17 protein-coding genes and 1 pseudogene are annotated in these 25,834 nt (G+C 72.0%); 16 read left to right on the plus strand and 2 right to left on the minus strand.

Features of this window, described 5'->3' with window-relative positions:
- Nucleotides 1–152: 152 nt before the first annotated feature.
- The 3 genes from MVA48_RS16675 to ngg all read left to right on the plus strand — a co-directional run bounded on the left by MVA48_RS16675 (nt 153) and on the right by ngg (nt 5,368).
- Complete coding sequence (locus tag MVA48_RS16675; RefSeq protein ID WP_246981836.1) at nt 153–1,667, plus strand: S8 family serine peptidase; 1,515 nt, start codon at nt 153–155, stop codon at nt 1,665–1,667.
- A 148-nt stretch (nt 1,668–1,815) separates the two neighbouring features.
- Nucleotides 1,816–3,600, plus strand: coding sequence for an N-acetylglutaminylglutamine amidotransferase (locus MVA48_RS16680; RefSeq protein WP_246981837.1), 1,785 nt, complete (start codon nt 1,816–1,818; stop codon nt 3,598–3,600).
- A gap of 13 nt (nt 3,601–3,613) precedes the next feature.
- Nucleotides 3,614–5,368, plus strand: a complete 1,755-nt coding sequence (ngg, locus tag MVA48_RS16685) for an N-acetylglutaminylglutamine synthetase (RefSeq protein ID WP_246981838.1) — start codon at nt 3,614–3,616, stop codon at nt 5,366–5,368.
- 58 nt (nt 5,369–5,426) lie between these two features.
- Here ngg and MVA48_RS16690 read toward each other — a convergent pair whose 3' ends face one another.
- Nucleotides 5,427–5,825 (minus strand): OsmC family protein, encoded by a 399-nt coding sequence (locus MVA48_RS16690; RefSeq protein WP_371821155.1) that lies wholly within the window; start codon nt 5,823–5,825, stop codon nt 5,427–5,429.
- Between the two features lie 175 nt (nt 5,826–6,000).
- Nucleotides 6,001–6,977: pseudogene (locus MVA48_RS16700) on the minus strand (CaiB/BaiF CoA transferase family protein); the annotation flags it as partial.
- Between the two features lie 42 nt (nt 6,978–7,019).
- Between MVA48_RS16700 and crcB the strand changes: the two are divergent.
- The 13 genes from crcB (at nt 7,020) to MVA48_RS16765 (ending at nt 25,536) form a co-directional block, all read left to right on the plus strand.
- On the plus strand, nt 7,020–7,391 hold the full coding sequence (crcB, locus tag MVA48_RS16705; protein ID WP_246981839.1) for a fluoride efflux transporter CrcB: 372 nt from the start codon (nt 7,020–7,022) through the stop codon (nt 7,389–7,391).
- The gene (locus tag MVA48_RS16710; protein WP_246981840.1) at nt 7,388–7,738 is read left to right on the plus strand and encodes a fluoride efflux transporter FluC; all 351 of its coding nucleotides are present in this window, start codon (nt 7,388–7,390) and stop codon (nt 7,736–7,738) included. The genes crcB and MVA48_RS16710 overlap by 4 nt, the downstream gene beginning before the upstream one ends.
- A gap of 13 nt (nt 7,739–7,751) precedes the next feature.
- Nucleotides 7,752–9,194 carry an alpha,alpha-trehalose-phosphate synthase (UDP-forming) gene (locus tag MVA48_RS16715; RefSeq protein WP_246981841.1) on the plus strand — a complete coding sequence of 481 codons (1,443 nt, stop codon included), beginning with the start codon at nt 7,752–7,754 and terminating at the stop codon, nt 9,192–9,194.
- Complete coding sequence (gene otsB / locus MVA48_RS16720) at nt 9,191–9,934, plus strand: trehalose-phosphatase (protein ID WP_246981842.1); 744 nt, start codon at nt 9,191–9,193, stop codon at nt 9,932–9,934. Before MVA48_RS16715 ends, otsB begins: the two co-directional genes overlap by 4 nt.
- A gap of 244 nt (nt 9,935–10,178) precedes the next feature.
- Nucleotides 10,179–11,864, plus strand: a complete 1,686-nt coding sequence (locus tag MVA48_RS16725) for a methyl-accepting chemotaxis protein (RefSeq protein WP_246981844.1) — start codon at nt 10,179–10,181, stop codon at nt 11,862–11,864.
- Between the two features lie 256 nt (nt 11,865–12,120).
- Nucleotides 12,121–13,761: a methyl-accepting chemotaxis protein gene (locus tag MVA48_RS16730; protein ID WP_246981846.1), complete on the plus strand. Its 1,641-nt coding sequence runs from the start codon at nt 12,121–12,123 to the stop codon at nt 13,759–13,761.
- Nucleotides 13,762–14,296: 535 nt separating this feature from the next.
- Complete coding sequence (locus MVA48_RS16735) at nt 14,297–15,532, plus strand: methyl-accepting chemotaxis protein (protein ID WP_246981848.1); 1,236 nt, start codon at nt 14,297–14,299, stop codon at nt 15,530–15,532.
- 452 nt (nt 15,533–15,984) lie between these two features.
- Nucleotides 15,985–17,634 (plus strand): methyl-accepting chemotaxis protein, encoded by a 1,650-nt coding sequence (locus tag MVA48_RS16740; protein WP_371821156.1) that lies wholly within the window; start codon nt 15,985–15,987, stop codon nt 17,632–17,634.
- A gap of 258 nt (nt 17,635–17,892) precedes the next feature.
- Nucleotides 17,893–19,527: a methyl-accepting chemotaxis protein gene (locus tag MVA48_RS16745; RefSeq protein ID WP_246981850.1), complete on the plus strand. Its 1,635-nt coding sequence runs from the start codon at nt 17,893–17,895 to the stop codon at nt 19,525–19,527.
- Between the two features lie 286 nt (nt 19,528–19,813).
- Nucleotides 19,814–21,427 carry a methyl-accepting chemotaxis protein gene (locus MVA48_RS16750; RefSeq protein WP_246981851.1) on the plus strand — a complete coding sequence of 538 codons (1,614 nt, stop codon included), beginning with the start codon at nt 19,814–19,816 and terminating at the stop codon, nt 21,425–21,427.
- Between the two features lie 138 nt (nt 21,428–21,565).
- Entirely contained in the window at nt 21,566–24,016 is a 2,451-nt protein-coding gene (locus tag MVA48_RS16755; protein ID WP_246981852.1) for a chemotaxis protein CheA, read from the plus strand.
- A 1-nt stretch (nt 24,017) separates the two neighbouring features.
- On the plus strand, nt 24,018–24,470 hold the full coding sequence (locus tag MVA48_RS16760; RefSeq protein WP_246981853.1) for a chemotaxis protein CheW: 453 nt from the start codon (nt 24,018–24,020) through the stop codon (nt 24,468–24,470).
- 172 nt (nt 24,471–24,642) lie between these two features.
- Nucleotides 24,643–25,536, plus strand: coding sequence for a hypothetical protein (locus MVA48_RS16765; RefSeq protein WP_246981854.1), 894 nt, complete (start codon nt 24,643–24,645; stop codon nt 25,534–25,536).
- Nucleotides 25,537–25,834: the final 298 nt, after the last annotated feature.

A 25,834-nucleotide genomic window follows, 5' to 3' on the forward strand; every position in this document is an offset into this window, starting at 1 on the left:
TCGGTCGGGCCGCCCGGCGACGGGCCCTGCCGGACGCCTTCGTGACCGGTGAGTAACTCCGGGGCGGATGCCTCGTTGAGACAGCGCACACAGGCCGATCCGCCCCGCCGATCCGCCCCGCAGCCACTGCCGCGGAGCCACCAAGGAGTGCCATGAGCCGGTCCCGCCGAGCACTGGGCGCAGCGAGCGCGGCGGCTGTCGCCGTCGCCGCCGCCGTCCTGGCCACCCCCGCCCAGGCCGCCCCGTCGGCCGCTCCCGTCCAGGACTTCCTCGCCGAGCAGCTGAGCACGCTGACGGGCACCACCACGGTGATGGTCCACGGAACGGACATCGCCGCCGCCCGCGCTGCCGTCGCGGCCAGTGGCATGCGGCTGGTGACCGAGTTCCGGAAGGTCGGTGTCGCGGTCGCCTCCGGCTCGGCCGCCCAGATCGAAGCGGCCCGAACGCAGCCCGGGGTCACCTACCTCGAGGGCAACACCCCGATCGAGTTCTTCCAGGAGACCTCGAACACGGCCACCCGTGGTGCCGAGGCGGTGGCCACGCTGAGCGGCCCGGACGGCAGCGCGCTCGACGGCAGCGGTGTCTCGGTCGCCGTCATCGACTCGGGCGTGGACCCGACGCACCCGTACCTGCGCAACGAGGACGGCAGCAGCGCCGTCGTCGCCAGCCTGAAGAGCCTCTGCCTCGACGAGTCGACCACCAGCACCGACTGCGTCGTCCCGCTGCCGACGGCCGTCGACACCGACACCGTCTCCGGCGGCGGTCACGGCATGCACGTGGCGGGCATCGTCGCCGGCCGGCCGACCACGCTCGACGACGGCGGTCACCTGCAGGGTGCGGCTCCGGGGGCGAGCCTGGTGTCGATCTCCACCGGCGCCGTCCTGCTCATCATCGGCGCGGACTCCGCCCTGAACTGGGTGCTGGAGAACCACGAGGCGCCGTGCGGTGCGGGCGTGCCGGCGTCGGAGTGTCCGCCGATCAAGGTCACCAACAACTCCTACGGTCCGATCGGCGGCGGCGAGTTCGATCCGAACTCGGCCACCGTGAAGCTCCAGCGCGCGCTGGCCGCCGAGGGGGTCGTGACCGTCTGGGCCGCCGGCAACGACGGCGGTGACGGCTCCGCGTCGGTGACCAACCCCGCGGGCCAGGACCCCACCGGCGGCATCATCTCCGTCGCCTCCTACTACGACCAGGACAGCGGCACCCGGGACGGCGTGGTCAGCGACTACTCCTCGCGCGGGGCATCCGCCGACCCGTCCACCTGGCCGGACCTCTCTGCTCCGGGTGAGAACATCACCTCGGCCTGCCGCCCGACCATGCCGATCTGCTCCACCGGCCTCGACCCGCGCAACGGCCCGGGGCTGACCGACATCGCGACGTTCAACACGATCAGCGGCACCTCGATGGCCGCGCCGCACGTCGCCGGCATCGTGGCCCAGCTGTTCGAAGCCGACCCGACGGCGGCGCCGGCGGAGATCGAGGCCGCGCTCAAGAGCACGACCTACAAGTTCACCGACGGCGCCGCGTACACCACCGTCGGCGGCTACTCGACCTCGTACGACAAGGGCGCGGGTCTTGTCGACGTGGTCGCGGCGGTGCAGTCGCTGACCGGCACGGCCGCGGCCGAGCCGGTCAGGGTCAAGAAGGCGAAGAAGCCCCGCCGCTGACCGGGCCGGCACGAACGAGGGCGGTCCCGCACGGGGCCGCCCTCGTCGCTGTTCCACGTGGAACGGCGACGTGACGATCGCGTGACGTCGGCCACGCGGGCCGGTGTCGCGTCGCGGCGGGGTGGCCCCGCTGGTTGGATCGGGACGTATGTGTGGGCTCTGCGGCGAGATCACGTTCGACGGGACCCTGGCCGACACGACCGCGGTGGCCCGGATGGTCGAGGCCCTCGTGCCCCGCGGACCGGACGGCCAGGGGTCCTGGAGCAACGGCCGGGTGGCGTTCGGGCACCGCCGGCTCTCGGTCATCGACCTCTCGACCTGCGGCTCGCAGCCGATGGTGGACAACGAGCTCGGCCTGACCGCGGTGTTCAACGGCTGCATCTACGACTACCGGGAGCTGCGCGCCGAGCTCGAGGGCCACGGCTACCGGTTCTTCTCGCACAGCGACACCGAGGTGATCCTCAAGGGCTACCACCACTGGGGCCCCGACGTCGTGTCGCACCTGCACGGCATGTTCGCCTTCGTCATCCACGAGCGGGACACCGGCCGGGTCGTCATGGCCCGCGACCGGCTGGGCATCAAGCCGCTGTACCTCGCCGAGACGCCCGGGCAGCGGCTCCGCTTCGCCTCCACCCTGCCGGCGCTGCTGCGGGCGGGGGAGGTCGACACGTCCATCGACCCGGTGGCGTTGCACCACTACCTGACCTGGCACGCCGTCGTCCCGGCGCCCCGCACGATCCTGAACGGCGTCCGCAAGCTGCCGCCGGCGACGGTGCGGGTGGTCGAGCCCGACGGCACGAGCACCGAGCACCGGTACTGGAACGCGACCTACGAGCGCCGTCCCGAGCACGCGAGCTGGTCCCCGCGCGACTGGGAGGACGCCATCGAGGAGGCCCTGCGGGTCGCCGTCCGGCGCCGGCTGGTCGCCGACATCCCGGTCGGCGTGCTGCTGTCCGGTGGTCTGGACTCCAGCCTGATCGTCGGGTTGCTCGCCGAGGAGGGCCAGACCGGGCTGGCCACGTACAGCATCGGGTTCGAGTCGGTGGGCGGGCGCGAGGGCGACGAGTTCGCCTACTCCGACGTCATCGCCGAGCGCTTCGCCACCGACCACCACCGGATCCGCGTGGGCTCCGACGAGCTCGCCGGGGCGCTGGGCCACGCCATCGGGGCCATGGCCGAGCCGATGGTCAGCCACGACGTCGTGGCCTTCGACCTGCTCAGCGAGCGGGTCTCGCAGTCGATCCGCGTCGTCCAGTCCGGCCAGGGGGCCGACGAGGTCTTCGCCGGCTACCACTGGTACCCGCCGCTGGCCGGGGTCGGCCGCGAGGAAGCGGTGCAGACCTACGCCCGGTCGTTCTTCGACCGCGACCACGAGCAGATGCGCGCGGTCGTCTCCGATCGCTACTCGCTGGCCGAGGACCCCAGTCTCGCCTTCGTCCGCGAGCACATGTCCGCGCCGGGCGCCGAGACCGCCGTGGACGCCGCCCTCCGGCTCGACAGCGAGATCATGCTGGTCGACGACCCGGTCAAGCGCGTGGACAACATGTCGATGGCCTGGGGCCTCGAGGCGCGGGTTCCGTTCCTGGACCACGACCTGGTCGAGCTGGCTGCGCTGTGCCCGCCGGAGCTGAAGCTCGCCGACGGCGGCAAGGGAGTGCTCAAGGCGATCGGCCGGCGGATCATCCCGCCGGAGGTGATCGACCGGCCCAAGGGCTACTTCCCGGTGCCGGCGATCACGCACCTGCAGGGCAAGGTGCTCGACCTGGTGCGCGATGCGCTGTCCAGCGACGCCGCGCGCGACCGTGGGCTGTTCCGGGCGGAGTACGTGCAGGGGCTGCTGCGCGACCCGAACGGGGAACTGACCCCCCTCAAGGGCAACAAGCTGTGGCAGCTGGGGCTGCTCGAGCTCTGGCTCCAGGCCCACGGGGTCTGAGGGGGACGTCGGCATGCCCCGCATCGCCGGTCATCGGCGCCGCACCACCGTCCAGACCGTGCCCTCGCTCACCAGCCGGTCGTGGCACGAGCCCTCGGCGCACGAGATCGAAGGCATGGACAGCGACGTCGTCCTCGATCTGGGCTGGGGTCAGCTGGTCTTCGGTCAGACCTTCCGCGACCTGCGCGGGATCGTCGACGTGCTGCGCGGCGAGGAGACCGGGCGGCGCGACATCTGCGTCTACCCGCGCGACCCGCAGGTGCTCATCGGCATGGCGCCCGACGAGCTGTTCATCGACCCGTCGCTCACCTACCGGCTCGACCTGCACCGCTACCGGCCGCGTCCGGACGTCATCCGGGACGTCTTCGTGCGCACCGTCACCTCGCAGGCCGAGATGGAGGCGATCAACGACCTGTACGCGCGCAACGGCATGGTCGCCGCCGACGCCGCGACCATGTGGGCCAACCACCGCACCCGCACCTACACCTACCTGGTCGCCGAGGACACCCGCACCGGTCGCATCGTCGGCACGGTGACCGGCGTCGACCACGTGCTCGCCTTCGGCGATCCCGAGGGCGGGACCAGTCTCTGGTGCCTCGTGGCCGACAAGCAGGACGCCCCGCCCGGGACCGGCGAGGCCCTCGTGCGCGTCCTCGTCGAGCGCTACGTGGCCCGCGGCCGCGCCTACCTTGACCTGTCGGTGATGCACGACAACACCGCGGCCATCAAGCTCTACCGCAAGCTGGGGTTCGTCCGGGTCGCCGCGGTCTGCGTGAAGCGCAAGAACCCGATCAACACGCCGCTGTTCTCGGCGCGGCCGCCGGGCCTCGACAAGCTCAACCCCTACGCGCTGATCATCGCCGAGGAGGCGCTGCGGCGAGGGATCCGGGTGGAGGTGACCGACGCCGAGTGGGGCGAGATGCGGCTCACCCTGGGCGGTCGCTCGGTGCTGACCCGCGAGTCGCTGTCCGAGTTCACCACCGCCGTGGCCCTGAGCCGGTGCGACGACAAGCGGGTGACCCGGCGGATCATGCGCCGGGCCGGGGTGCGCGTGGCCCGCGGGGCGCTGGCCGGGGAGGACGACCTCTCGGACGCCGTCGCGCTGCTGGCCGACGCGGGGGACGTGGTCGTGAAGCCGGCCCGAGGTGAGCAGGGCCGCGGCATCACCGTCGGCGTGACCGACGAGGCGGCCCTGGAGCGGGCCGTGCGGGTCGCGGCGCAGTTCTGCCCCGACGTCCTGGTCGAGGAGCGGGTGGCCGGGGAGGACCTCCGCGTGGTGGTGATCGACCGGCAGGTGGTCGCTGCCGCCGTCCGCCGTCCGGCCGAGGTGGTGGGGGACGGCCGGAACCCGGTGGCCGAGCTGGTCCGCGCCACCAGCCGCCGGCGTGAGCGGGCCACGGGCGGGGAGTCGCGCATCCCCCTGGACGACATGACCGCCGAGGTGGTCGCGGAGGCCGGGTACGCGATGGACGACGTCCCCCCGCACGGGGAGCGGCTGACCGTCCGGCGGACGGCGAACCTGCACACCGGCGGCACCATCGTCGACGTCACCGATCGGCTGCATCCCGAGATCGCCGAGGCCGCCGTGCGGGCGGCAGAGGCGCTCGGCATCCCGGTGACCGGCATCGACTTCCTGGTGCCCGCGGTCGACGGCCCCGACTACGTCTTCATCGAGGCCAACGAGCGCCCCGGGCTGGCCAACCACGAGCCGCAGCCCGTGGTGGAGCGCTTCGTCGACCTGCTGTTCCCGGAGACCCGCCGCCGCTGAGCGCCGAAACCGCGGTTCCGGCTCCCTGGAGCAGGAGCCAGAACCGCGGTTCCGGCAGCTATCGGCCGACCCGGCGCACCGTCGTGGCTGCGCGCAGCGCGGCGGGGATCTCCGCCACCTCGTCGACGACCTCGAGCAGGCGCCGCACCTCGGCCAGCGGCGCGTCGGCGGCGAGCTCGACGGTGTACTCGATGCCGGTCGACCGCCAGGTCCTCCGGTCGAAGTCCCCGCCGGCCGTGACCCTGACCCCGTCGATGCCGATGCCCAGCTCAGCCGCCTCGCGGTACACGTCGTTGAGCACGCACCCCGCCACGGACGCGTGGAGGAGGTGCGCTCCGGTGAAGTCGCCGTCGACGGTGACTCCCTCCTCCGTCCAGCGGTGCGGCCAGTGGACGGCGGCCGGGTCCGTGCTGCGCATCACCCCGGCACCGATGACCACCTCGAAGGGACCGGACATCACGCGAGCCCGATCTCGGCCAGGATCTCGTCGGCGTGCTCCCCCACCGCGGGCACCGTGCCGACCGCGCCCGGCGTGACCGAGAACCGTGGCGCCACGCCGGGCTGCACCTGCCCGTCCACCTCGACGAACACCCCCGTTCGCGGTTGTGCGGATCGCTCGTCGCCTCCACCAGGGACCAGACCGGTGCCACGCAGGCGTCGGTGCCCTCGAAGACCTGCCACCACTCGGCCCGGGTGCGGCCGGCGAACACCTCGGTGAAGCGCTCGCGCAGCGCCGCCACTGGCGGGGGTCGGTGCGGTCGGGCAGCGACTCGTCCCCCGCCAGGCCCAGGCCGGTGAGCAGTGCCGCGTAGAACTGCTCCTCCAGCGCCCCGACCGCGACGAACCGGTCGTCGGCGCAGCGGTAGACGTCGTAGAACGGCGCCCCGGTGTCGAGAAGGTTCCGCCCCCGCCGGTCGATCCAGGAACCTCCCGAGAGCATGCCGTGGATCATCGTCGTGAGGACGGCGGTGCCGTCGACGATCGCCGCGTCGACGACCTGCCCCTGCCCGGTGGCCCGCGCGTGCAGCAGGGCCGCCAGGGCGCCGATGGCGAGGAACGCTCCCCCACCGCCGAAGTCGCCGAGCAGGTTCAGCGGCGGAGCCGGCCGCTCGTCGGGCCGCCCGGTGGCACCGAGGGCCCCGGCCAGCGCGATGTAGCCGATGTCGTGCCCCGCCATGCCGGACAGGGGCCCCGCCTGTCCCCAGCCGGTCATCCGGCCGTAGACCAGGGCCGGGTTGACGGTGAGCAGCTCCTGCGGGCCCAGCCCGAGTCGCTCCATGACGCCCGGCCGGAAGCCCTCCAGGAGGACGTCGGCCCGCTGGACGAGCGCCCGGACGACCCGCAGATCGGCGTCGTCCTTGAGGTCCAGGGCGATCGACCGCTTGCCGCGGTCGAGCAACGAGGTGGCGCCCAGGGCGCCGATCAGCCCGCCCCGGGTGCCCCGCCGGTCGATCCGGACGACGTCCGCGCCCAGGTCGGCCAGCAGCATGCCGCAGAACGGCCCCGGACCCAGCCCGGCGAACTCGACGACCCGTACGCCTTGCAGCGGTCCCATCCGGGACTCCTCCCCGACCCCGGGCCGCCCGCGTGCGACCCTCGCTGAGGGCATGCTGCCCGATGAGTTCGCGGAGGACGGGGGAGACCGGCGGACATGGCGTACCTGCTCGCCGCGCTCGGCGGAGCCCTCGGCGCGCTGGCCCGGTGGGCGGTCGGCGGAGGCGTGGCCGGCGCCCCGGGCGCATGGCCGTGGGCCACGCTGCTGGTCAACCTGACCGGCTGCCTGCTGATCGGCGTCCTGCTGGCGGTCCTCGCCGGCCGCTCCCCCGAACCGGCATGGGTGCGCCCGTTCGTCGGCGTCGGCGTGCTGGGCGGGTACACGACGTACTCGGCGTTCGCCGTCGAGGTCGTCGACCTCCTGGACGACGGCGCGCTGCTCCTGGGCGCCGGATACGTGCTGGCGTCGGTCGTGGGCGGCATCGCCGCCGTCGCGCTCGGTGCCCTCGCCGGCCGGAGGCGTGCGTGACCCCACTGCTGGTGGCCCTCGGCGCGATGGTCGGCGCTCCCCTGCGGCTGCTGGTCCTGCGGCTCGTCGTCCGGGTCGGTCGGGACCCGGCCGTCGGAACGCTGGCGGCCAACGTGGTGGGCAGCGCGGTGGTCGGCGTGCTCCTCGGCCGGGCCGACGTCCCCGCCTCGGTGGTGACCCTGGTCGGTACCGGCTTCTGCGGGGCCCTGACGACCTTCTCCACCTTCGGCGCAGACGTCCTCCGGCTGGTCGAGGAGCGCCTGCTCGTGCGGGCGCTGGCCTATCTGGCGGCCAGCCTCGTGCTGGGTCTCGGAGCCGCGGCGGCCGGCTACGCGCTGTCCCGCTAGGGTCGGAGGCGGTATGGCGGACAACTCGGGGAACGGCACGGTGGACGGCGTGCGGGCGGACAGCCCCGTGGTCGTGGTCGCCAACCGGCTGCCGGTCGACCAGGTGACCGGACCGGACGGCGAGACCCGCTGGCAGCGCAGCCCCGGCGGGCTGGTGACCGCACTGGAACCGTTCGTGGCCGGCCGCGGCGGCGCCTGGGTGGGCTGGTCCGGGTCGGCAGGTGACGCCCCCGAGCCCTTCGAGTCGGGTGGCATGTCGCTCATCCCGGTCCCGCTCACCGAGGAGGAGGTCGACCGCTACTACGAGGGCATGTCGAACGCCTCGCTGTGGCCGCTCTACCACGACGTCGTCGAGAAGCCCGAGTACCACCGGACCTGGTGGGACACCTACGTCGCCGTCAACCGGCGCTTCGCCGAGCGCGCCGCCGCCGTCGCCGCAGAAGGCGCCATCGTGTGGGTGCACGACTACCAGCTGCAGCTGGTGCCCGCCCTGCTGCGGCAGAGCCGACCCGACCTCACCATCGGGTTCTTCCTGCACATCCCGTTCCCTCCGTACGAGCTGTTCACCCAGCTGCCCTGGCGCTCGGCCATCGTGGAGGGCCTGCTCGGGGCCGATCTCGTGGGCTTCCAGCGGCCGGCCGCGGCGGCGAACTTCGTGCAGCTCGCGCGGCGGCTGCACGACCTGCCGGCGCGCAAGCACGTCATCGAGTACGACGGGCGGAACGTCGCCGCGCGGGCGTTCCCGATCTCCATCGACGTGGCCGCCTTCGATCGGCTGGCCAGCTCCCCCGACGTCCTCGCCCGTGCCGAGGAGATCCGCAAGGAGCTCGGCAACCCGTCGAAGATCATCCTCGGGGTGGACCGGCTCGACTACACGAAGGGCATCGGCGTGCGGCTGGCCGCCTTCCAGGAGCTCCTGGAGGACGGCGCGGTCGAGGCTCCCGACACCGTCCTCGTGCAGGTCGCCACGCCCAGCCGCGAACGCGTGGAGCACTACGTGCACATGCGGGAGACCATCGAGCAGCAGGTGGGCCACATCAACGGCGTCTACGGCTCGATCGCCGGTCCGGCCGTGCACTACTTCAACCAATCGATGCCGCGCGACGAGCTCGCCGCGCTCTATCGGGCCGCCGACGTGATGCTCGTGACGCCCTACCGCGACGGGATGAACCTCGTCGCCAAGGAGTACGTGGCCGCGCGCGGGGACCTGCGGGGCACGCTCGTGCTCTCGGAGTTCGCGGGCGCCGCGGCCGAGCTGAAGCAGGCCTTCCTGGTCAATCCGCACGACATCGCCGGTGTGAAGAACCAGCTGGTGCGGGCGCTGCGCACGGAGCCCGCCGAGGCGGCCCGCCGGATGCGCGCCATGCGCCGCCACCTCGCGAAGAACGACCTGGAGCACTGGGCGTCGTCCTTCTTCGACGCGCTGTCGCGCAACAGCGGCGGGGCGCAGGGGTGAGCGCTCTCCCGGCCGATCTCGACGCCGCGCTGACGGGCTTCGCCAGTGCCCGGCCGCTGCTCGTGGCGAGTGACTACGACGGGGTCCTCTCGCCCCTCGTCGGTGATCCCTCGGCCGCCGTCCTCCTGCCCGGGATGGCCGACGTGCTGACCCGGCTCGTGAGGTGCGACGGCGTGACGGTGGCGCTGGTGAGCGGCAGGGGCGTCGCCGACCTCCAGCGGACGAGCGGCCTCATCGGGCCCTACCGCTGGGTGGGCAGCCATGGGGCGGAGTTCGACGGCCCGCTGACCGACGACCTCGCCGTCCGGCGCGACTCCCTCGCCGACCTGCTCCACCCGCTCGTCGCCGGTACGCCCGGGGCGCTGCTCGAGGTCAAGCCGGCGAGCGTGGCCGTGCACGTACGACAGGTCGCCGATCGCGCCGCGGCCGCCGCGATCCTGGAGCGGGCACGGATGTTGGTGGATTCGTCACTGACGTTGAAGCCGGGCAAGGAAGTGCTCGAGATCGCGGTCACCGACGCCGACAAGGGCACCGCCCTGCAGCGGCTGATCGCGGAACTGCGGCCCGCGCGGACCATGTACCTCGGGGACGACGTCACCGACGAGGACGGCTTCCGGGTCCTCGGCCGCGACGACGTGCCGGTCAAGATCGGGGAAGGAACGACCTCGGCCCGATACCGTGTCCCCGATCCGCCCGCCGTCCTGACCCTCCTCGAGCGGCTCGCCGAACTCCTCACCTGATCCGACGCGGCCCCGCGTGTCCTGATCATGGGCAGGGCGACCTCAGGCCCACAGCGGGACGGCGACTCGTCACGCGTCGACAATTCGCACGCCGAATGGTCGCGACCAGCACATTCTCCTCCCGAGGGGCGCCATTCATCGGCGTCCCAGGAATGTCGGCTGTCGACAAATCGCTCGGGAAGGTCGGCTCACCCGACGCAAACATCACGATTGGGCTGACCTCGGGGTCTCAACTGACGGCGGCATGGCGTGGCTCACGACAATTCCGGTGTCGCCGAAGCCCCCGGTGACTTGTCTTCTCCTTACCAGGACGGTTCCCGTGAGCACCACAACCCTCTCCTCCTCCCGACGGCGCGCGGGTTGGTTCGCCGATCGATCCCTGGTGGTGAAGTTCTGTGCGCTTGTCGGCGTCGTCCTCATCGCCTTCGCCGGCATCGTGGTCTCGCTGCTGATCGGCAACTCCTACGTGCGCGCGGCCAATGCACAGCTCGACCACGTCAGCCGGGCCGAGCAGCTGGTACTCCAGTTGGACACGCGCGCCAGCGAGCTCAAGGTCGACGGCTTCAAGGCGATCTCGCGGGAGAACCCGGCCGAGCAGCTGCCCGAGCTCGCCGATGACATCGCCACGCCGGAGGCGCTCCTCGCGGAGCTCGGCGAGATCCACCTGGCCGATGTGCCGGCCGCCGCGAATGCGGTGGCCGAGCTCACCGAGTCCTACTCCGCGTACACCGCCGCGATCACCGCGTTCGTGGAGTCCGCCGTGGCCGATCAGGCCGGCACCCGCCTCCGGTGGGAGGAGATCCAGGCGGCCAACGACCTCACCGACGGTGCGGTGGGTGCTGCCAAGGACGAGCTCGCCGTCGCCTACAAGGCCGCTGAGGCCGATCTCCATACGAGGATCGACACCGCCGAGTACGTCAGCCTGGCGACCGGCATCGCCGGCTTGGTCCTGGTCGCCGCCATCAGCATGCTCACGATGCGTTCCATCGTCGGTCCCGTGCGCACGGTCAAGCTGTCGCTGGAGGCGTTGGCCACCGGCAACCTCACCGTGCCGACCGGCGTCCGCAGCAAGGACGAGATCGGTCAGATGGCCGCGGCCCTCGACGCTGCTCAGGCGAACCTGCGCGACGTCCTGTCCACGGTGGTCTCCTCCGCGGATGCCGTCGCGGCGTCGTCGGAAGAGCTCTCCGCCAGCGCTGCGCAGATCTCGGCGTCGGCGGAGGAGACGAGCGCGCAGTCCGGTGTGGTGTCCGGTGCGGCTGAGGAGGTCTCGCGCAGCGTGGAGACGGTGGCGGCCGGCGCCGAGCAGATGGGTGCCTCCATCCGGGAGATCGCGTCGAACGCGGCGGAGGCCAGCGAGGTGGCGACGAGGGCCGTCGCAGCGGCGGAGACCACCACTGCGACGGTGGCGAAGCTGGGTGAGTCCTCGGCCGAGATCGGCAACGTGGTGAAGGTGATCACCAGCATCGCCGAGCAGACCAACCTGCTGGCGCTCAACGCCACCATCGAGGCCGCACGCGCCGGTGAGGCGGGCAAGGGCTTCGCCGTGGTGGCCAACGAGGTCAAGGAGCTGGCGCAGGAAACGGCCAAGGCGACCGAGGACATCGCCAAGCGCGTGCTGGCCATCCAGGGCGACACCACCGCGGCGGTGAACGCGATCGAGGAGATCTCGAGCATCGTCGCGCAGATCTCCGACCGGCAGACCACCATCGCGTCCGCGGTGGAGGAGCAGACCGCGACCACGAACGAGATGTCGCGGTCGGTGCAGGAGGCCGCGACCGGTACGAGCGAGATCGCGGCGAACATCACCGGGGTCTCGGCAGCCGCCGGCTCGACCACCCAGGCACTGACCCAGACGCGGACCGCGGTCGATGAGCTCTCCCGCATGGCGTCCGACCTCCGCAGCAGCGTCGGGAGGTTCACCTACTGAGGAGATCCCGTCTCCATGAGGAGGGAGGCTGCGACCGCACCGGTCGCAGGCTCCCTCTTCTCGCATTCCAGGGTTCGTTCGCGACTGTCGACTCGACGATTCGGCCGAAACGGTCGCCGATCAATCTGCGTCTTCTCGTGCGACACGTTCTCTCAGCGCTAAGCAATCCGCGGAGGCCGTCGACGATGCAATTGCGCATCACGCGCCACAGCGGCGAAGCCCCGTCGCTGTGGACGGTCGAGAAGGAAGCAGCACCATGTCCCTGAACCGCTCTGCACCACACACGTCCGTTCCGCGGCACTGGTACCGCGACCGCGGCGTCCGTACGCGGGTGTTCGGCCTGGCCGCCGTCCTCCTGGTCGGGCTCGTCGGCTCGACCGCCGTTGCCGCTGTGAACGGCACTCGCGCGATGGACCTGCAGGAGCAGGCCGACACCGCGGTGGTCGTCCAGCAGGCCGTGGAGGCGGCGCGGTACGACCTCCTCTGGGCCGCCAACTGGCAGAACATCACCGCCTGGAAGGCGCGCGTCGAGGGCGGCGCGGCCGCCGCTGCCCCTGACGGCGACAACGTCGCCGCCTACCGCGACGGAGCCGAGGGTTTCGAGCAGCTCTTCGCGGTCGACCGCAGCCTCCTCGACGAGACGGGGCGCACCAGCCTGGAGACGATCGAGACCAACTGGGCGACGATGAGCGCCTACAACGACCAGATCTTCGCGCTGTGGGAGCAGGGCCGCCTGGACGAGGGCGACGCGGTCTCCACCGGCGAGAAGTGGGACGTGTTCTACGTCCTCGACCAAGCCATGACCGAGCTGGTCGCCTCGGTCGACGGGCGGGCCGCGCAACTGCGCCAGGAGGCCCGCGACGCCGACTCGTCCACCCGCGACATCGCCGTCCTAGTCACCGTCCTCGCCGCTCTGGGCGGCCTGCTGGTGGCCTTCATGGTCTCCCGGGGGATCGTCCGCGGGGTGCGGGAGGTCCGCGGGGGGCTGGACCGCGTCGCGGCCGGTGACCTCACCGTCCGGCTGCCGGTGCGCGGCCACGACGAGCTCGGCCAGATGGCTGCGGCGCTGAACACGGCCACCGAGGCCATGGCAACCACCGTCTCGGACATCGTCAGCTCCGCCGACGCGGTGGCGGCGTCGTCGGAGGAGCTGAGTGCCAGCTCGGCTCAGATCTCGGCGTCGGCCGAGGAGACCTCCGCGCAGTCCGGTGTGGTCGCCGGTGCCGCGGAGGAGGTCTCGCGCAGCGTCGCGACGGTCGCCGCGGGCGCCGAGGAGATGGGGGCCTCGATCCGGGAGATCGCGTCGAACGCGGCCGAGGCGAGTCAGGTGGCCGACCGCGCCGTGGCCGCGGCCCGCGACACGACTGTCACGGTGGCGAAGCTGGGTGACTCGTCGGCGGAGATCGGCAACGTGGTGAAGGTGATCACCAGCATCGCCGAGCAGACGAACCTGCTGGCGCTCAACGCGACGATCGAGGCGGCCCGGGCCGGTGAGGCGGGCAAGGGCTTCGCGGTGGTCGCCAACGAGGTCAAGGAGCTGGCGCAGGAGACGGCGAAGGCGACCGAGGACATCGCCAGGCGGGTGCTGGCCATCCAGGGTGACACCACCGCGGCGGTGACGGCGATCGAGGAGATCTCGAGCATCGTGGGCCAGATCAGCGACCGGCAGACCACGATCGCCTCGGCGGTGGAGGAGCAGACGGCCACGACCAGCGAGATGTCCCGGTCGGTCCAGGAGGCCGCCGGCGGCACGACGGAGATCGCCGCGAACATCACCGGCGTCTCCACGGCCGCGGAGTCCACGACACAGGCGCTGGGTCAGACGCGCACCGCGGTCGACGAGCTCTCCCGCATGGCCGCGGACCTGCGCACCGCCGTCGGGAGGTTCACCTACTGACGACGGCCTCCAACTCGAAGGGGGTCGGCGACCGACATCCGGTCGCCGGCCCTCTCCGGGATTCCGAGCCGCCCGGACACGTGTCGATGGGACGGCCGACAGCCTCGCTGTCGACCGGTCGGGGGCGCCTTCCACGATGGCGCTGCGCGCTCTCCCCCATGGCTGCCGACCTGTACCAGCGTCGGGCGATCTCCCCATTGACGACGCCGCGGAGCAGCGAGGGGTGATGCCGTTTCCGGCCGCCATCCCCTTTCTCATGCGTCCGGCAGTTCGACTAGTCGACATGTGAATGGCGGTCGCCGAACAATTCCTGCCGGTGATCGGGACACGACGTCTTTTCCGGCCGACGATCGGGCCCTCGGCCCTAACTTTCTCCACCTGTGACGCGTGTGACTCCTGGTGCTGCAGGGATTCCGCGCACCCGATCAACTCCCGCACGGAGAGCTCGGTGACCATGACCGCTCCAGCCTGTAGCCCCGCCCGCCGCCGAGGTGGCCCGTCCGCCGATCGGCTCCCCGCCGGCAGGTATCTCACCGTGCTCGCCCTGAGCGCGAGCATCGGAGTGCTGCTCTGCGTGGGCGCTGCCGGTCGCATCGATCAGCTGGACGACAGCCGGCGCGCGCTCCACGAGGGGCACGTCGTCGCCTCCTCCGACCTGGGCGCCATCCAGGCCACCTACGAGGCCGTGCGACACGGGTACACCGCCTACTCGCTCGCCGACGTGGCCGACCGCGGTGCGCACGAGGAGCGGCTGGCCAGTGGTCGCGCACAGCTCGAGGAGCAGCTCGAGGCCTACGCCGGCCGCACCCGGCACCCGGACCGCGTCAGCACCCTGACCGACCACATCGGGAGCTATTTCGCAGTCCGCGACGGCGGACTGCACTCGCCGCTGGACGACGGCAACCCGGGCGTCGCCGGCGCGATCGTGACCGGCCCCCTGGCCGAGGTGCACAACGCGGTTACGCAGGACTTCATCGGCCTGCGGACCGAGATCCGGGAAGACGCAGACGGGCGGGCGCGGACCGGTGGTGACGCCGCGCCCTCGGCCCGGATGCTGGTGTGGGCGTTGCTCGGATGGAGCCTGCTCTCATGCGTGGCGACCGTCGCCGTCGCTCGGCCCGTCAGGCCGGCCGTGCGCCGTCGCCGGGGGCACGCCCACGCTCCCGCCGATGACGGGGTGATCGTGGGCCCCGAGGTTCCGTTCGTGGAGAAGACCAGCGCACCCACCATCGAGGTCTCCGAGGCGGCCGACGAGGTCGGCCCGGATGGGCCCACCCACGCGGCTCGGGTGGCTCCGGTGGTCGGGACCACGAGGCCCCCCGTCGTGCGCCTCCGACACCCGTCGACCGATGTCGCCGAGATGGTCAAGGTGGTTCGCAGCATCACGGACCAGACCTACGTGCGGGCGCTCGACGCGGCGATCGAGGCGGCGCGAACCGGCGCCGTCGGCCGGGATTCCGGCGGGCGGGCGACGACGGCCGAGCAACCCTCGGCAGGGTCGGCGCGAGTGGACGAGAACGCACCCCGGGAGTCGGCGGCCACCCGGGGTGGCGGTATCGCGGTGCGGGCGGCCATCGAGGCGATCCCGACCCTCGAGGGTGACGGACGCAATCGGCAGACCGCCGTCGGGACGACCGAGATCTCGGGGGACACCACCGGCGTTCCGGCTGCGGCCCAGGCCACGCAGGGGTCCGCGCAGACGGTCGCGGCCGTGGACGACCCGTCACGGATGTCGGCGGATCCCCGAACCTCGCTCGGGAGAGCTGCTTGACGACGAGCATCACGGCACGCGTGGTGCCTTGGTACGGGCCTCTGCGCGCTCTCCGTCGGGCCGGCTCCACCACGCAGGCGCCGACCCAGACGCGCACCGCCGTGGACGAGTTCTCACGGACGGCCGCCGATCTGCGCGCCACCGTCGAGAAATTCACCTGCTGACCTCTCGGCGGACTGGCTCTGCGTGCATTTCTCCCAATCGTCCCGGAGTGACCACGATCGCCATGTCGACAGACGGGAAGAAGTGACCCGCACCTCGGGTCAAGAATGGGAAACATCGAGCGGTAGGAGCGTTTCGGTGGTTTTCAGTGCATTTCCCCGGGCCTATGTTCTCGCCCGTCCGGCAGGAGCAGCGGTGCTCACGTACCGGAACCCCGCGCACGTGCCGCGCAGGCACGTCCCACACCCCTCTTCCCGCGGCCGGCGGCCTGTCCAAGGAGTACTCGAGTCATGTCCCACACACCTGCAGGGCCGGGCGAGGTCCCCACCACCGCGTCGGCGTCCAGACCCACCGCCTGGTGGGGGGACAGGGGCGTCCGCACCAAGACCCTCGCTGCCGTGACTGTCACGGCGCTGGTCGCCCTCGCCATCGGCCTGCTCGGCCTGTCCGCCCTCAGCGCTGCTGCCGACCGCACCCAGGTCATGCACGACACGAACATCGCTGGCCTCGAGGTGGTCGCCGAGATGCAGACCGCCATCGCCAACGTGCGGGTGTCGACCCGTGACTCCCTCATCACTCCCACCGACGAGGAGTCTGCGGAGGCGGCAGTCCTGCTCCAGGAGCGCATCGCCGACTTCCGCGCCGCGGTGGAGCACTACGGCGAGACGAACCCCACTGAGGAGAAGCGCGCGCTCGTCACCGAGGCGGTCGCGAAGTTCGACGCCTACGAGTCCGCCATCGCCGACGTCCTCACCCCGCTGGCCGACGCCAACGACCTGGACGCCTGGTGGGCGGCCAACAAGACGCAGGCGGCTCCTCCCGCAGCCCAGGCCCAGGAGATCCTGCAGCAGGTGCACGACCTCGAGGTGGAGGCCGCCGACGAGGCAGCCACGACCGCACGCGAGTCCTACGAGAGCCAGCGGACACAGGTCGTCCTGCTCCTGACCGTCGGCATCGCGGCCGCCCTGGGCGTCGGGTTGCTGGTGGCGCGGGCGATCGCGACGGGTGTGGGCAAGGTGCAGGCGGTGGCGGAGGCGTTGGCGGCTGGTGATCTGACGAAGTCCAGTGGCCTGACCACGAGGGACGAGTTGGGCCGGATGGGTCAGTCCTTGGATGCGGCGGTGGGTCAGCTGCGGGAGGTGCTGGCCACGGTGGTGGGTTCGGCGGATGCGGTGGCGGCGTCGTCGGAGGAGCTCTCCGCCAGCTCGGCGCAGATCTCGGCGTCGGCGGAGGAGACCTCCGCGCAGTCCGGGGTCGTCTCGAGCGCGGCGGAGGAGGTCAGCCGCAACGTGCAGACGGTGGCGGCCGGGGCCGATCAGATGGGGGCATCGATCCGGGAGATCGCGTCGAACGCCGCGGAGGCCAGTGAGGTGGCGACCCGGGCCGTCGCGGCCGCGGAGACCACCACTGCGACGGTGGCGAAGCTGGGTGAGTCCTCGGCCGAGATCGGCAACGTGGTGAAGGTGATCACCAGCATCGCCGAGCAGACCAACCTGCTGGCGCTCAACGCCACCATCGAGGCCGCGCGCGCCGGTGAGGCGGGCAAGGGCTTCGCCGTGGTGGCCAACGAGGTCAAGGAGCTGGCGCAGGAGACGGCCAAGGCGACCGAGGACATCGCCAAGCGCGTGCTGGCCATCCAGGGCGACACGACCGCGGCGGTGAACGCGATCGAGGAGATCTCGACCATCGTCGCGCAGATCTCCGACCGGCAGACCACCATCGCGTCCGCGGTGGAGGAGCAGACCGCGACCACGAACGAGATGTCGCGGTCGGTGCAGGAGGCCGCGACCGGCTCCACCGAGATCGCCTCGAACATCACCGGGGTCTCCACGGCCGCGGAGTCGACCACGCAGGCGCTCACCCAGACACGCACCGCCGTGGACGAGCTCTCCCGCATGGCCGCGGACCTGCGCACCACCGTCGGGAGATTCACCTACTGACGTGGTCGTATCGCCCGTGGACGGGGGTGGCACCGAGCTCATCGGTGTCACCCCCGTTTGCATTTCCCGACCCATGCGCTCGGGTCGAGAATGGCTTTGTCGACACAGTCGGCAAGGGTCACCGACATTTCTCCGGCCAATGCGCGACACGGTCGCGGAGAAGGCGGCGCTGGAAATCGAAACACCTTAGATCGACGTCACACGCGTCCCGCGATGCCCGTGGGCATCGCCGTCCAGAGACAAGAGGAACGAGTGAGCATGACTCGCAGCAACACGTCGTCCGCACGCCGCAGGACCCTCGGCGTCCGCGGCAAGATCCTCGCGGTAGGGGCGGCCGGAATGGTCGCCGCCGGAGCGGTCGGCGTCCTGGGCGTGCTGTCACTGCAGAGCGCCACCGCCGCGCTCGACGAGGTCCAGGGCCTCCAGAGCGCCCTCAGCGCCGTGCAGGACATCGAGACGTCGAACTCGGACGTCACGGGCTGGCAGGCCTCGTACGCGTGGGACACGCGCCGCATCGGCGGTGCGGCGGCGGTCGCCGACGACAACGCCAACCGGGCCGGCTTCCTCGACAGCGCCCAGCGGCTGCGCGAGAACCTGGAGGCGGTGCCCACGCAGGTGCTCACCGGTGAGGAGCGCTCCACCTTCGCCACCATCCAGGAGCAATGGGACGCGTACTTCGCGGTCGACGACGAGATCGTGCGGACCTATGCCCAGAACACCCCGCCGGCGCTCGACGCGGGCGACGCGCTCGTCGTCGGCCCGGGCTGGGACGTCTACTACCAGGTCTTCACCCTGACCACCGACCTGCGCAAGTCCCTCCAGGAGCGCAGCGACGCGGCGGTGGCGCACGCGCACGCCAACGAGAGCCGCGGGAAGTGGATCATGCCCCTCGCGATCGCCTTCGGGCTCGTCGTCACCCTGGTCCTCGCGCTGGGCATCTCCCGCCGGATCGTGCGGCCGCTGCAGGCGGTGGCGTCCGTCGCGTCGGCGCTCGCGAAGGGCGACATGACCGTGTCCTCCGGGGTGCGGTCCAGCGACGAGGTGGGTCACGTCGCCGCCGCGCTCGACGAGGCGCAGGAGAGCCTCCGGGAGGTGCTCGCCGGCGTGGCCGCCTCGGCCGATGCGGTGGCGGCGTCGTCGGAGGAGCTCTCCGCCAGCTCGGCGCAGATCTCGGCGTCGGCGGAGGAGACCTCCGCGCAGTCCGGGGTCGTCTCGAGCGCGGCGGAGGAGGTCAGCCGCAACGTGCAGACGGTGGCGGCCGGGGCCGATCAGATGGGGGCATCGATCCGGGAGATCGCGTCGAACGCCGCGGAGGCCAGTGAGGTGGCGACCCGGGCCGTCGCGGCCGCGGAGACCACCACTGCGACGGTGGCGAAGCTGGGTGAGTCCTCGGCCGAGATCGGCAACGTGGTGAAGGTGATCACCAGCATCGCCGAGCAGACCAACCTGCTGGCGCTCAACGCCACCATCGAGGCCGCGCGCGCCGGTGAGGCGGGCAAGGGCTTCGCCGTGGTGGCCAACGAGGTCAAGGAGCTGGCGCAGGAGACGGCCAAGGCGACCGAGGACATCGCCAAGCGCGTGCTGGCCATCCAGGGCGACACGACCGCGGCGGTGAACGCGATCGAGGAGATCTCGAGCATCGTCGCGCAGATCTCCGACCGGCAGACCACCATCGCGTCCGCGGTGGAGGAGCAGACCGCGACCACGAACGAGATGTCGCGGTCGGTGCAGGAGGCCGCCGCCGGCTCCACCGAGATCGCCTCGAACATCACCGGGGTCTCCACCGCGGCGGAGTCGACCACGCAGGCGCTGACCCAGACACGCACCGCCGTCGACGAGCTCTCCCGCATGGCCGCGGACCTGCGCACCACCGTCGGGAAGTTCACCTACTGAACCTCCGCACAGACGGAGGGGCGGTGACCGGGGCCTTCCGGTCACCGCCCCTCTTCTCGTCCCCGGAATGCGTTCCCAGAATGGGCGCCAAGTCGACATGGAAAAGGCGGTCGCGACGCTTTTTGACCCGCCGTTCTCGACACGCCGTCGTGCCGCCGTCGCTCGAATCGTCCGCGTCCTAACTTCTGTCCGTCACACCGGCACCACGGGGCGCATCCGCATCCCGAGTACGGCGCAAGGCCGTTGCGTCCCGTCGCGCACCATTCGTCAACCCTGGAGAACGACCATGTCCGTCCGCACCCCCGCCCCGCGCACGAGCCGGTTCAGCTGGTTCGCCGGGCGCCCGATCGGCGTCAAGATCGGTGCCGCCCTGACCGTCCTGGCCGTCGTCGCGGTGGGCCTGACCGGCCTCGGCGCCGCGCGCATCGCCACGCTCGCCGACGCGGCGCAGCGGCTCGACACCGACAGCATCGTGCCGTTGGAACGGCTGGGTGAGGCGCAGCGGACCTTCCAGGGCAGCCGCGCCCGCAACAACCTCTACGCCATCGCGTCCGCGGACACCCGCGAGGCGCTGCGCGCCGACCTCGCGGAGCGGAAGGACCAGTTCGACGCCGAGGTCGCCGTCTACGTCGACACGCTGAGCGACCCGGCCGACTTCGCACCCGTGCAGGAGGCCATCGCCGCCTACGACGCGGTCGTCACCGGACAGCTGTACCCCACGGTCGACGCCGGCGACACCGCCGCTGCCCTGGCCGTCGCCGAGGGCCCGTTGGCCGAGGCCGGCCGGGCGCTCTCGGATGCCTTCGGAGCCGAGCAGGCCCGGCAGGGGAAGGACGCCACGCGCGACGCTGCGGCGGCGCAGGACCTCGCCAGCCAGTCCATCCTGATCCTCTGGTCGGCCCTGGCTGCCGGCATCCTGGTCGCGGGGTTGCTGGGTGTCTGGGTGGTCCGCCAGATCGTCCGCACCGTCCGATCCGTGCAGACCTCGGTGGACGCGCTGGCGATCGGGGACCTCACGGTGACGCCCGAGATCCGATCCGGCGACGAGCTCGGCCGGATGGCCGGCGCGCTCGCCGCGGCGCAGGAGAGCCTCCGGGAGGTGCTCGCCGGCGTGGCCGCCTCGGCCGATGCGGTGGCGGCGTCGTCGGAGGAGCTCTCCGCCAGCTCGGCGCAGATCTCGGCGTCGGCGGAGGAGACCTCCGCGCAGTCCGGGGTCGTCTCGAGCGCGGCGGAGGAGGTCAGCCGCAACGTGCAGACGGTGGCGGCCGGGGCCGATCAGATGGGTGCCTCCATCCGGGAGATCGCGTCGAACGCCGCGGAGGCCAGCGAGGTGGCGACGAGGGCCGTCGCGGCCGCGGAGACCACCACTGCGACGGTGGCGAAGCTGGGTGAGTCCTCGGCCGAGATCGGCAACGTGGTGAAGGTGATCACCAGCATCGCCGAGCAGACCAACCTGCTGGCGCTCAACGCCACCATCGAGGCCGCACGCGCCGGTGAGGCGGGCAAGGGCTTCGCCGTGGTGGCCAACGAGGTCAAGGAGCTGGCGCAGGAAACGGCCAAGGCGACCGAGGACATCGCCAAGCGCGTGCTGGCCATCCAGGGCGACACCACCGCGGCGGTGAACGCGATCGAGGAGATCTCGAGCATCGTCGCGCAGATCTCCGACCGGCAGACCACCATCGCGTCCGCGGTGGAGGAGCAGACCGCGACCACGAACGAGATGTCGCGGTCGGTGCAGGAGGCCGCCGCCGGCTCCACGGAGATCGCCTCGAACATCACCGGGGTCTCCACCGCGGCGGAGTCGACCACGCAGGCGCTGACCCAGACACGCACCGCCGTGGACGAGCTCTCCCGCATGGCCGCGGACCTGCGCACCACCGTCGGGAAGTTCACCTACTAGGGCCCGACCTGCCCCACGGGTGCCGATAAACACCGAGGACGGCGGACGCCGGCGGGCTCGCCTCGAGTCCACCGGCGTCCCGCCGATGACCCGACGGGGGCGACTGCGCCCCTGGCAACGAGAGAGAAGGCAGCAACGGTGGACGGTCTGGACGACATCGTCGAGGAGTTCCTGGTCGAGAGCCACGAGAACCTCGACCAGCTCGACTCCGATCTCGTCGCCCTGGAGCAGGACCCGAACTCCCGCGAGCGGCTGTCGAGCATCTTCCGCACGATCCACACCATCAAGGGCACCTCGGGCTTCCTCGCGTTCAACCGGCTCGAGGAGGTCACCCACGTCGGCGAGAACATGCTCTCCCGCCTGCGGGACGGCGAACTCGCGCTGACGCCGGCGCGCACGAGCGTGCTCCTGCAGATGGTGGACACGGTCCGCTCGCTGCTCACGTCCATCGAGGCGTCAGGTGGCGAAGGCCCCGTCGACGTCTCCGCCGTCGTGGCCGCGATCACCGCAGCCATGGAGGACGCACCGGCCGCTGCACCGGCCGCCGTCCCCACCCCGCGGACCGAGGCGGCCCCGGCCAAGGCCCCGGCCAAGGCTCCGGCCAAGGTCGCCGCCAAGGTCCCGGCCAAGGTCGCCGCCAAGGCCCCGGCCAAGGTCGCCGCCAAGAAGGCGCCGGCGAAGAAGGCCGCCGCGGCCACCACCCGCAGGGCGGCGGCGCCCGCTCCGGTCGCGGAGCACGCGCCCGTCCCGGAGGGGCAGCCGGAGGACACGAGTGCCGTCCTCGAGGAGACCAGCCGGGAACCCGCCCTCGACCACCCCGAGGGCGAGTCCGCGACCGCCGACGGCGCCGGCGGCCACGCCCGCCGCGCCGTGGCCGACAGCACCATCCGGGTGGACGTCGACCTGCTCGACGAGCTCATGCTGCTCGTCGGCGAGCTCGTGCTCACCCGCAACCAGATCGTGCAGAACGTCGCCCGGTCGACCGACACCGACCTGATCCGCGCCTCCCAGCGGCTGAACCTGATCGCCAGCGAGCTGCAGGAGGGCGTCATGAAGACGCGGATGCAGCCGATCGACCACATCTGGTCCAAGCTGCCGCGCGTCGTGCGGGACCTCGGTCTGCAGTGCGGCAAGAGCGTCCGCCTCGAGATGGAGGGCCGGGAGACCGAGCTCGACAAGACCCTGCTCGAGGCGGTCAAGGACCCGCTGACCCACCTGGTCCGCAACTCGGTCGACCACGGCATCGAGGCGCCCGAGGTCCGCACGGCGGCCGGCAAGCTCGCCGAGGGCGTGCTCACCCTGCGCGCCAAGCACGAGAGCGGCCAGGTCGTCGTGGAGGTCGCCGACGACGGCGCGGGCATCGACCCGGCCAGGGTGGGCGCGAAGGCGGTGGAGCGGGGCTTGATCACCGCGGCGCAGCTGGAGCGGATGGGCCCGCAGGACATCCTGCAGATGATCTTCCTGCCCGGCTTCTCGACCGCCGCCGCCGTCACCAACGTCTCGGGCCGCGGCGTGGGCATGGACGTCGTCAAGACCAACATCGAGGCGATCGGCGGCACCATCGAGGTCGAGTCCGACGCCGGCCTCGGCACCGTCTGCCGCCTGCGCATCCCGCTGACGCTGGCGATCGTCCCGGCGCTCACCGTGGAGTGCGCCGGGGACCGCTACGCCATCCCGCAGATCAGCCTGCAGGAACTCGTCTCCCTCGACGCGGAGAAGGCCGCGAACGCGGTGGAGGAGGTCGGCGGCGCGCCCGTCTACCGCCTCCGCGGCGAATTGCTCCCCCTGGTCCGGCTCACCGACGTCCTCGGCCTGACGTCGGAGCGGCACGACGGACACGTGGTCATCGCGGTGCTCCGGTCCGAGGGTCGCCGGTTCGGCCTGGTGGTCGACCGGGTGATCAACACCGAGGAGATCGTGGTCAAGGCGGTCGGTGGCCAGCTCAAGGCCATCGGCCTGTACTCCGGGGCCACCGTGCTGGGTGACGGCACCGTCGCGCTCATCCTCGACGTCCAGGCCCTGGCCCGCCGCGCCCTGCGCACCGAGACCACCGACCGGCAGGAGGCCCGCGAGGCGGCCGCGCACCACGCCGCCGCGGAGGCCGACCGGCAGCGGATGCTGCTGGCCGCCATCGGTGGCGGTCGCCGGGTCGCGATCCCGCTGGACACCGTCACCCGGCTCGAGCAGGTCCGCACCGAGGCGGTGGAAAGGGTGGGCAACCGCGAGGTCGTGCAGTACCGCGGCGCCATCCTCCCGATCGTCCGGCTCGACCGGCACCTCGGCGCCTACGGGGAGACCGATCGCGAGGTCCTCGAGGTCATCGTCTACGCCGACCACGGGCGCAGCGTGGCCATCGTGGTCGAGGAGATCCTCGACATCGTGGACGGCGAGGCGGCCGTGCGCAGCGACATCGACGACCTCGGCCTGCTGGGCTCCGCCGTCCTCGGGGACAAGGTCACCGAACTGCTCGACGTCCGGGCGGCGATCCTCGCCGCCGACCCGGCCTTCTACAACGCTCCCCCGGCTCCGGCCGCCGGCGTCGCACCGCTGACGTCCGACGGCGTCGCCACGTCCCTGCTGGAGGTCTGACGTGACTGCATCCATCGACACCAAGCCGCGCGCCGCCAGCGGCCAGCTGGCGACCTTCCGGCTGGACGGCGACCTGTACGGCATCGAGGTCGAGCACGTCCAGGAGGTGCTGCGCAGCCAGCAGCTCACCCGCGTTCCGCTCGCGCCGAGCGCGGTGGCCGGGCTGATCAACCTGCGGGGCCAGGTGGTCACCGCGATCGAGCTGCGCGAGCGGCTCGGCCGCCCGGCTCGTCCCGAGGGCACCGACGCCGTCGTCATCGTCGTCCGCCTGGACGGCGAAGCGGTCAGCCTGCTGGTCGACTCCATCGCCGACGTCGTCGACGTCGATGCCAGTGACTTCGAGGCGCCCCCGGACACGCTGGAGGGGCAGGCGCGCGACCTGATCCGCGGCGCCTACAAGCTCGACGGGCAGCTGTTGCTGGCGCTCGACGTGGAGAAGGCGGTCAGCGCCTGAGGCGCTCACGCAACGTGAGTTCTCAGTAACACACAGGACTCCACCACGCGGCCGTCATCCTTTCGCGCTCCCGCGAAGGGGTGACGGCCGCGCTGCCGTGTGGTGGCGTTCGTGGGGCCGCGGCGTCAGCATGGTCCGACGACGTCCGCGATCGCCGGTTGGAGGCGCTGCCATGCCCTACTCGCTGGTCAGTGCCGCGACGCTCGGATTCGACCTGGTGCGGCTGCCCGCCGGCCGCGCGGTCGCCGAGGTCCTCCTCGCCGGGCTGGGCGCCGACGCTCCCGCGCTCACCGCCCTTGCCGCCGCCCATCCCGGCCGCGGCCTCGACGGCGCGCAGCGCGGCGTCCTCGCCGTGCGCTCGCGGCGGGCCCGCGAGCTCGCCGTGACGGTGCCGCACGTCCGCGGGGTCGCGGCGGCCGCCGGCGACCGGGCCGCCGTCCTCGTCGACCAGCTCGAGCGCGGCACCATCGGTGACGCGCCCACCCTGGAGCGCCTGCTCCGGGACGATGTCCTCGGCCGCGAGCACCCGGCCGTGGTGTTCGTGGACGCCGACGCGCTGGCCGAGGCCGCCGAGGTCCTCGCCGACGCCGCCCTGGGTCACTGGGCCGCCGGCGTGCTCCCTCCCCTGGTGCGCCGCGAGCTGACCGGCCCGTTCGACCGCGTGCTCGACCGTGGTCTCCTCGCCCCGCTCCCCGTGGGCGCCGACCTCGGGGCCGCCGGCGACGACGTGGCCGCGCTGCTGGACCGTGTCCGCGCCCTGGACGAGCCCGGCCGCGCCGAGTGGCGCCTGGCCGTGGACGAGGGCCGCGCCGACCACCGCTCGTGGGCGGCGGCCATGCACGAGGCCTCGTGGGCCGCGCACGTCTCCGGCCGCACCCGAGCGCTGGCGACGGCCCAGCTGCACGCCGTCCAGGCCTTCCTGGACGGCGGCTTCGGCGTGCACGACGGCGCCTCGGGCGTCTGGAACGCCCTCGCCGGCTGCGTCCAGGGAACGGCGATGGCCGACCTGGTGGACGAGGGGTCGCTCGCGGTGCTGCTCGCCCCGCTCGGCCGCCTGTCCGGCTGACCTCGGGTCGCCGCTCCGTCCCGCTGTGCGCGTATCCACCTCATCGGCGCCGGATGCGGTGGAAACGCGCACAGTCATGAGCGGGGTGGCCGGCTGAACTGCACGGTCGGCCGCTCACGGGCAATTGTCGACAAATGGGCGAGACGCTTTCACGATTGCGCAAGAATCGGTCGCCGGCCTATTTAGTAACGGTTCGGTCGGGCCTGTTCCATTTTGCACGACGGATGCCGACAGTTCCCCCGTCGCACTTTTCCGCGCCGGGCATCTCCGCCTGCCGCGGCATCGGCGCCGGTGATCC

It is taken from the genome of Blastococcus sp. PRF04-17 (assembly GCF_023016265.1).
Lineage (GTDB): Bacteria > Actinomycetota > Actinomycetes > Mycobacteriales > Geodermatophilaceae > Blastococcus_B.

Bases quoted from the DNA above. Each gene is read 5' to 3' on its own strand.
- MVA48_RS16750 (WP_246981851.1), top strand. From the start codon at position 19,814: ATGTCCGTCCGCACCCCCGCCCCGCGCACGAGCCGGTTCAGCTGGTTC.
- MVA48_RS16675 (WP_246981836.1), top strand. From the start codon at position 153: ATGAGCCGGTCCCGCCGAGCACTGGGCGCAGCGAGCGCGGCGGCTGTC.
- MVA48_RS16765 (WP_246981854.1), top strand. From the start codon at position 24,643: ATGCCCTACTCGCTGGTCAGTGCCGCGACGCTCGGATTCGACCTGGTG.
- MVA48_RS16730 (WP_246981846.1), top strand. From the start codon at position 12,121: ATGTCCCTGAACCGCTCTGCACCACACACGTCCGTTCCGCGGCACTGG.
- crcB (WP_246981839.1), top strand. From the start codon at position 7,020: ATGGCGTACCTGCTCGCCGCGCTCGGCGGAGCCCTCGGCGCGCTGGCC.
- MVA48_RS16690 (WP_371821155.1), bottom strand. From the start codon at position 5,825: ATGTCCGGTCCCTTCGAGGTGGTCATCGGTGCCGGGGTGATGCGCAGC.
- ngg (WP_246981838.1), top strand. From the start codon at position 3,614: ATGCCCCGCATCGCCGGTCATCGGCGCCGCACCACCGTCCAGACCGTG.
- MVA48_RS16680 (WP_246981837.1), top strand. From the start codon at position 1,816: ATGTGTGGGCTCTGCGGCGAGATCACGTTCGACGGGACCCTGGCCGAC.
- MVA48_RS16725 (WP_246981844.1), top strand. From the start codon at position 10,179: ATGGCGTGGCTCACGACAATTCCGGTGTCGCCGAAGCCCCCGGTGACT.
- MVA48_RS16745 (WP_246981850.1), top strand. From the start codon at position 17,893: ATGACTCGCAGCAACACGTCGTCCGCACGCCGCAGGACCCTCGGCGTC.
- MVA48_RS16715 (WP_246981841.1), top strand. From the start codon at position 7,752: ATGGCGGACAACTCGGGGAACGGCACGGTGGACGGCGTGCGGGCGGAC.
- MVA48_RS16740 (WP_371821156.1), top strand. From the start codon at position 15,985: ATGTCCCACACACCTGCAGGGCCGGGCGAGGTCCCCACCACCGCGTCG.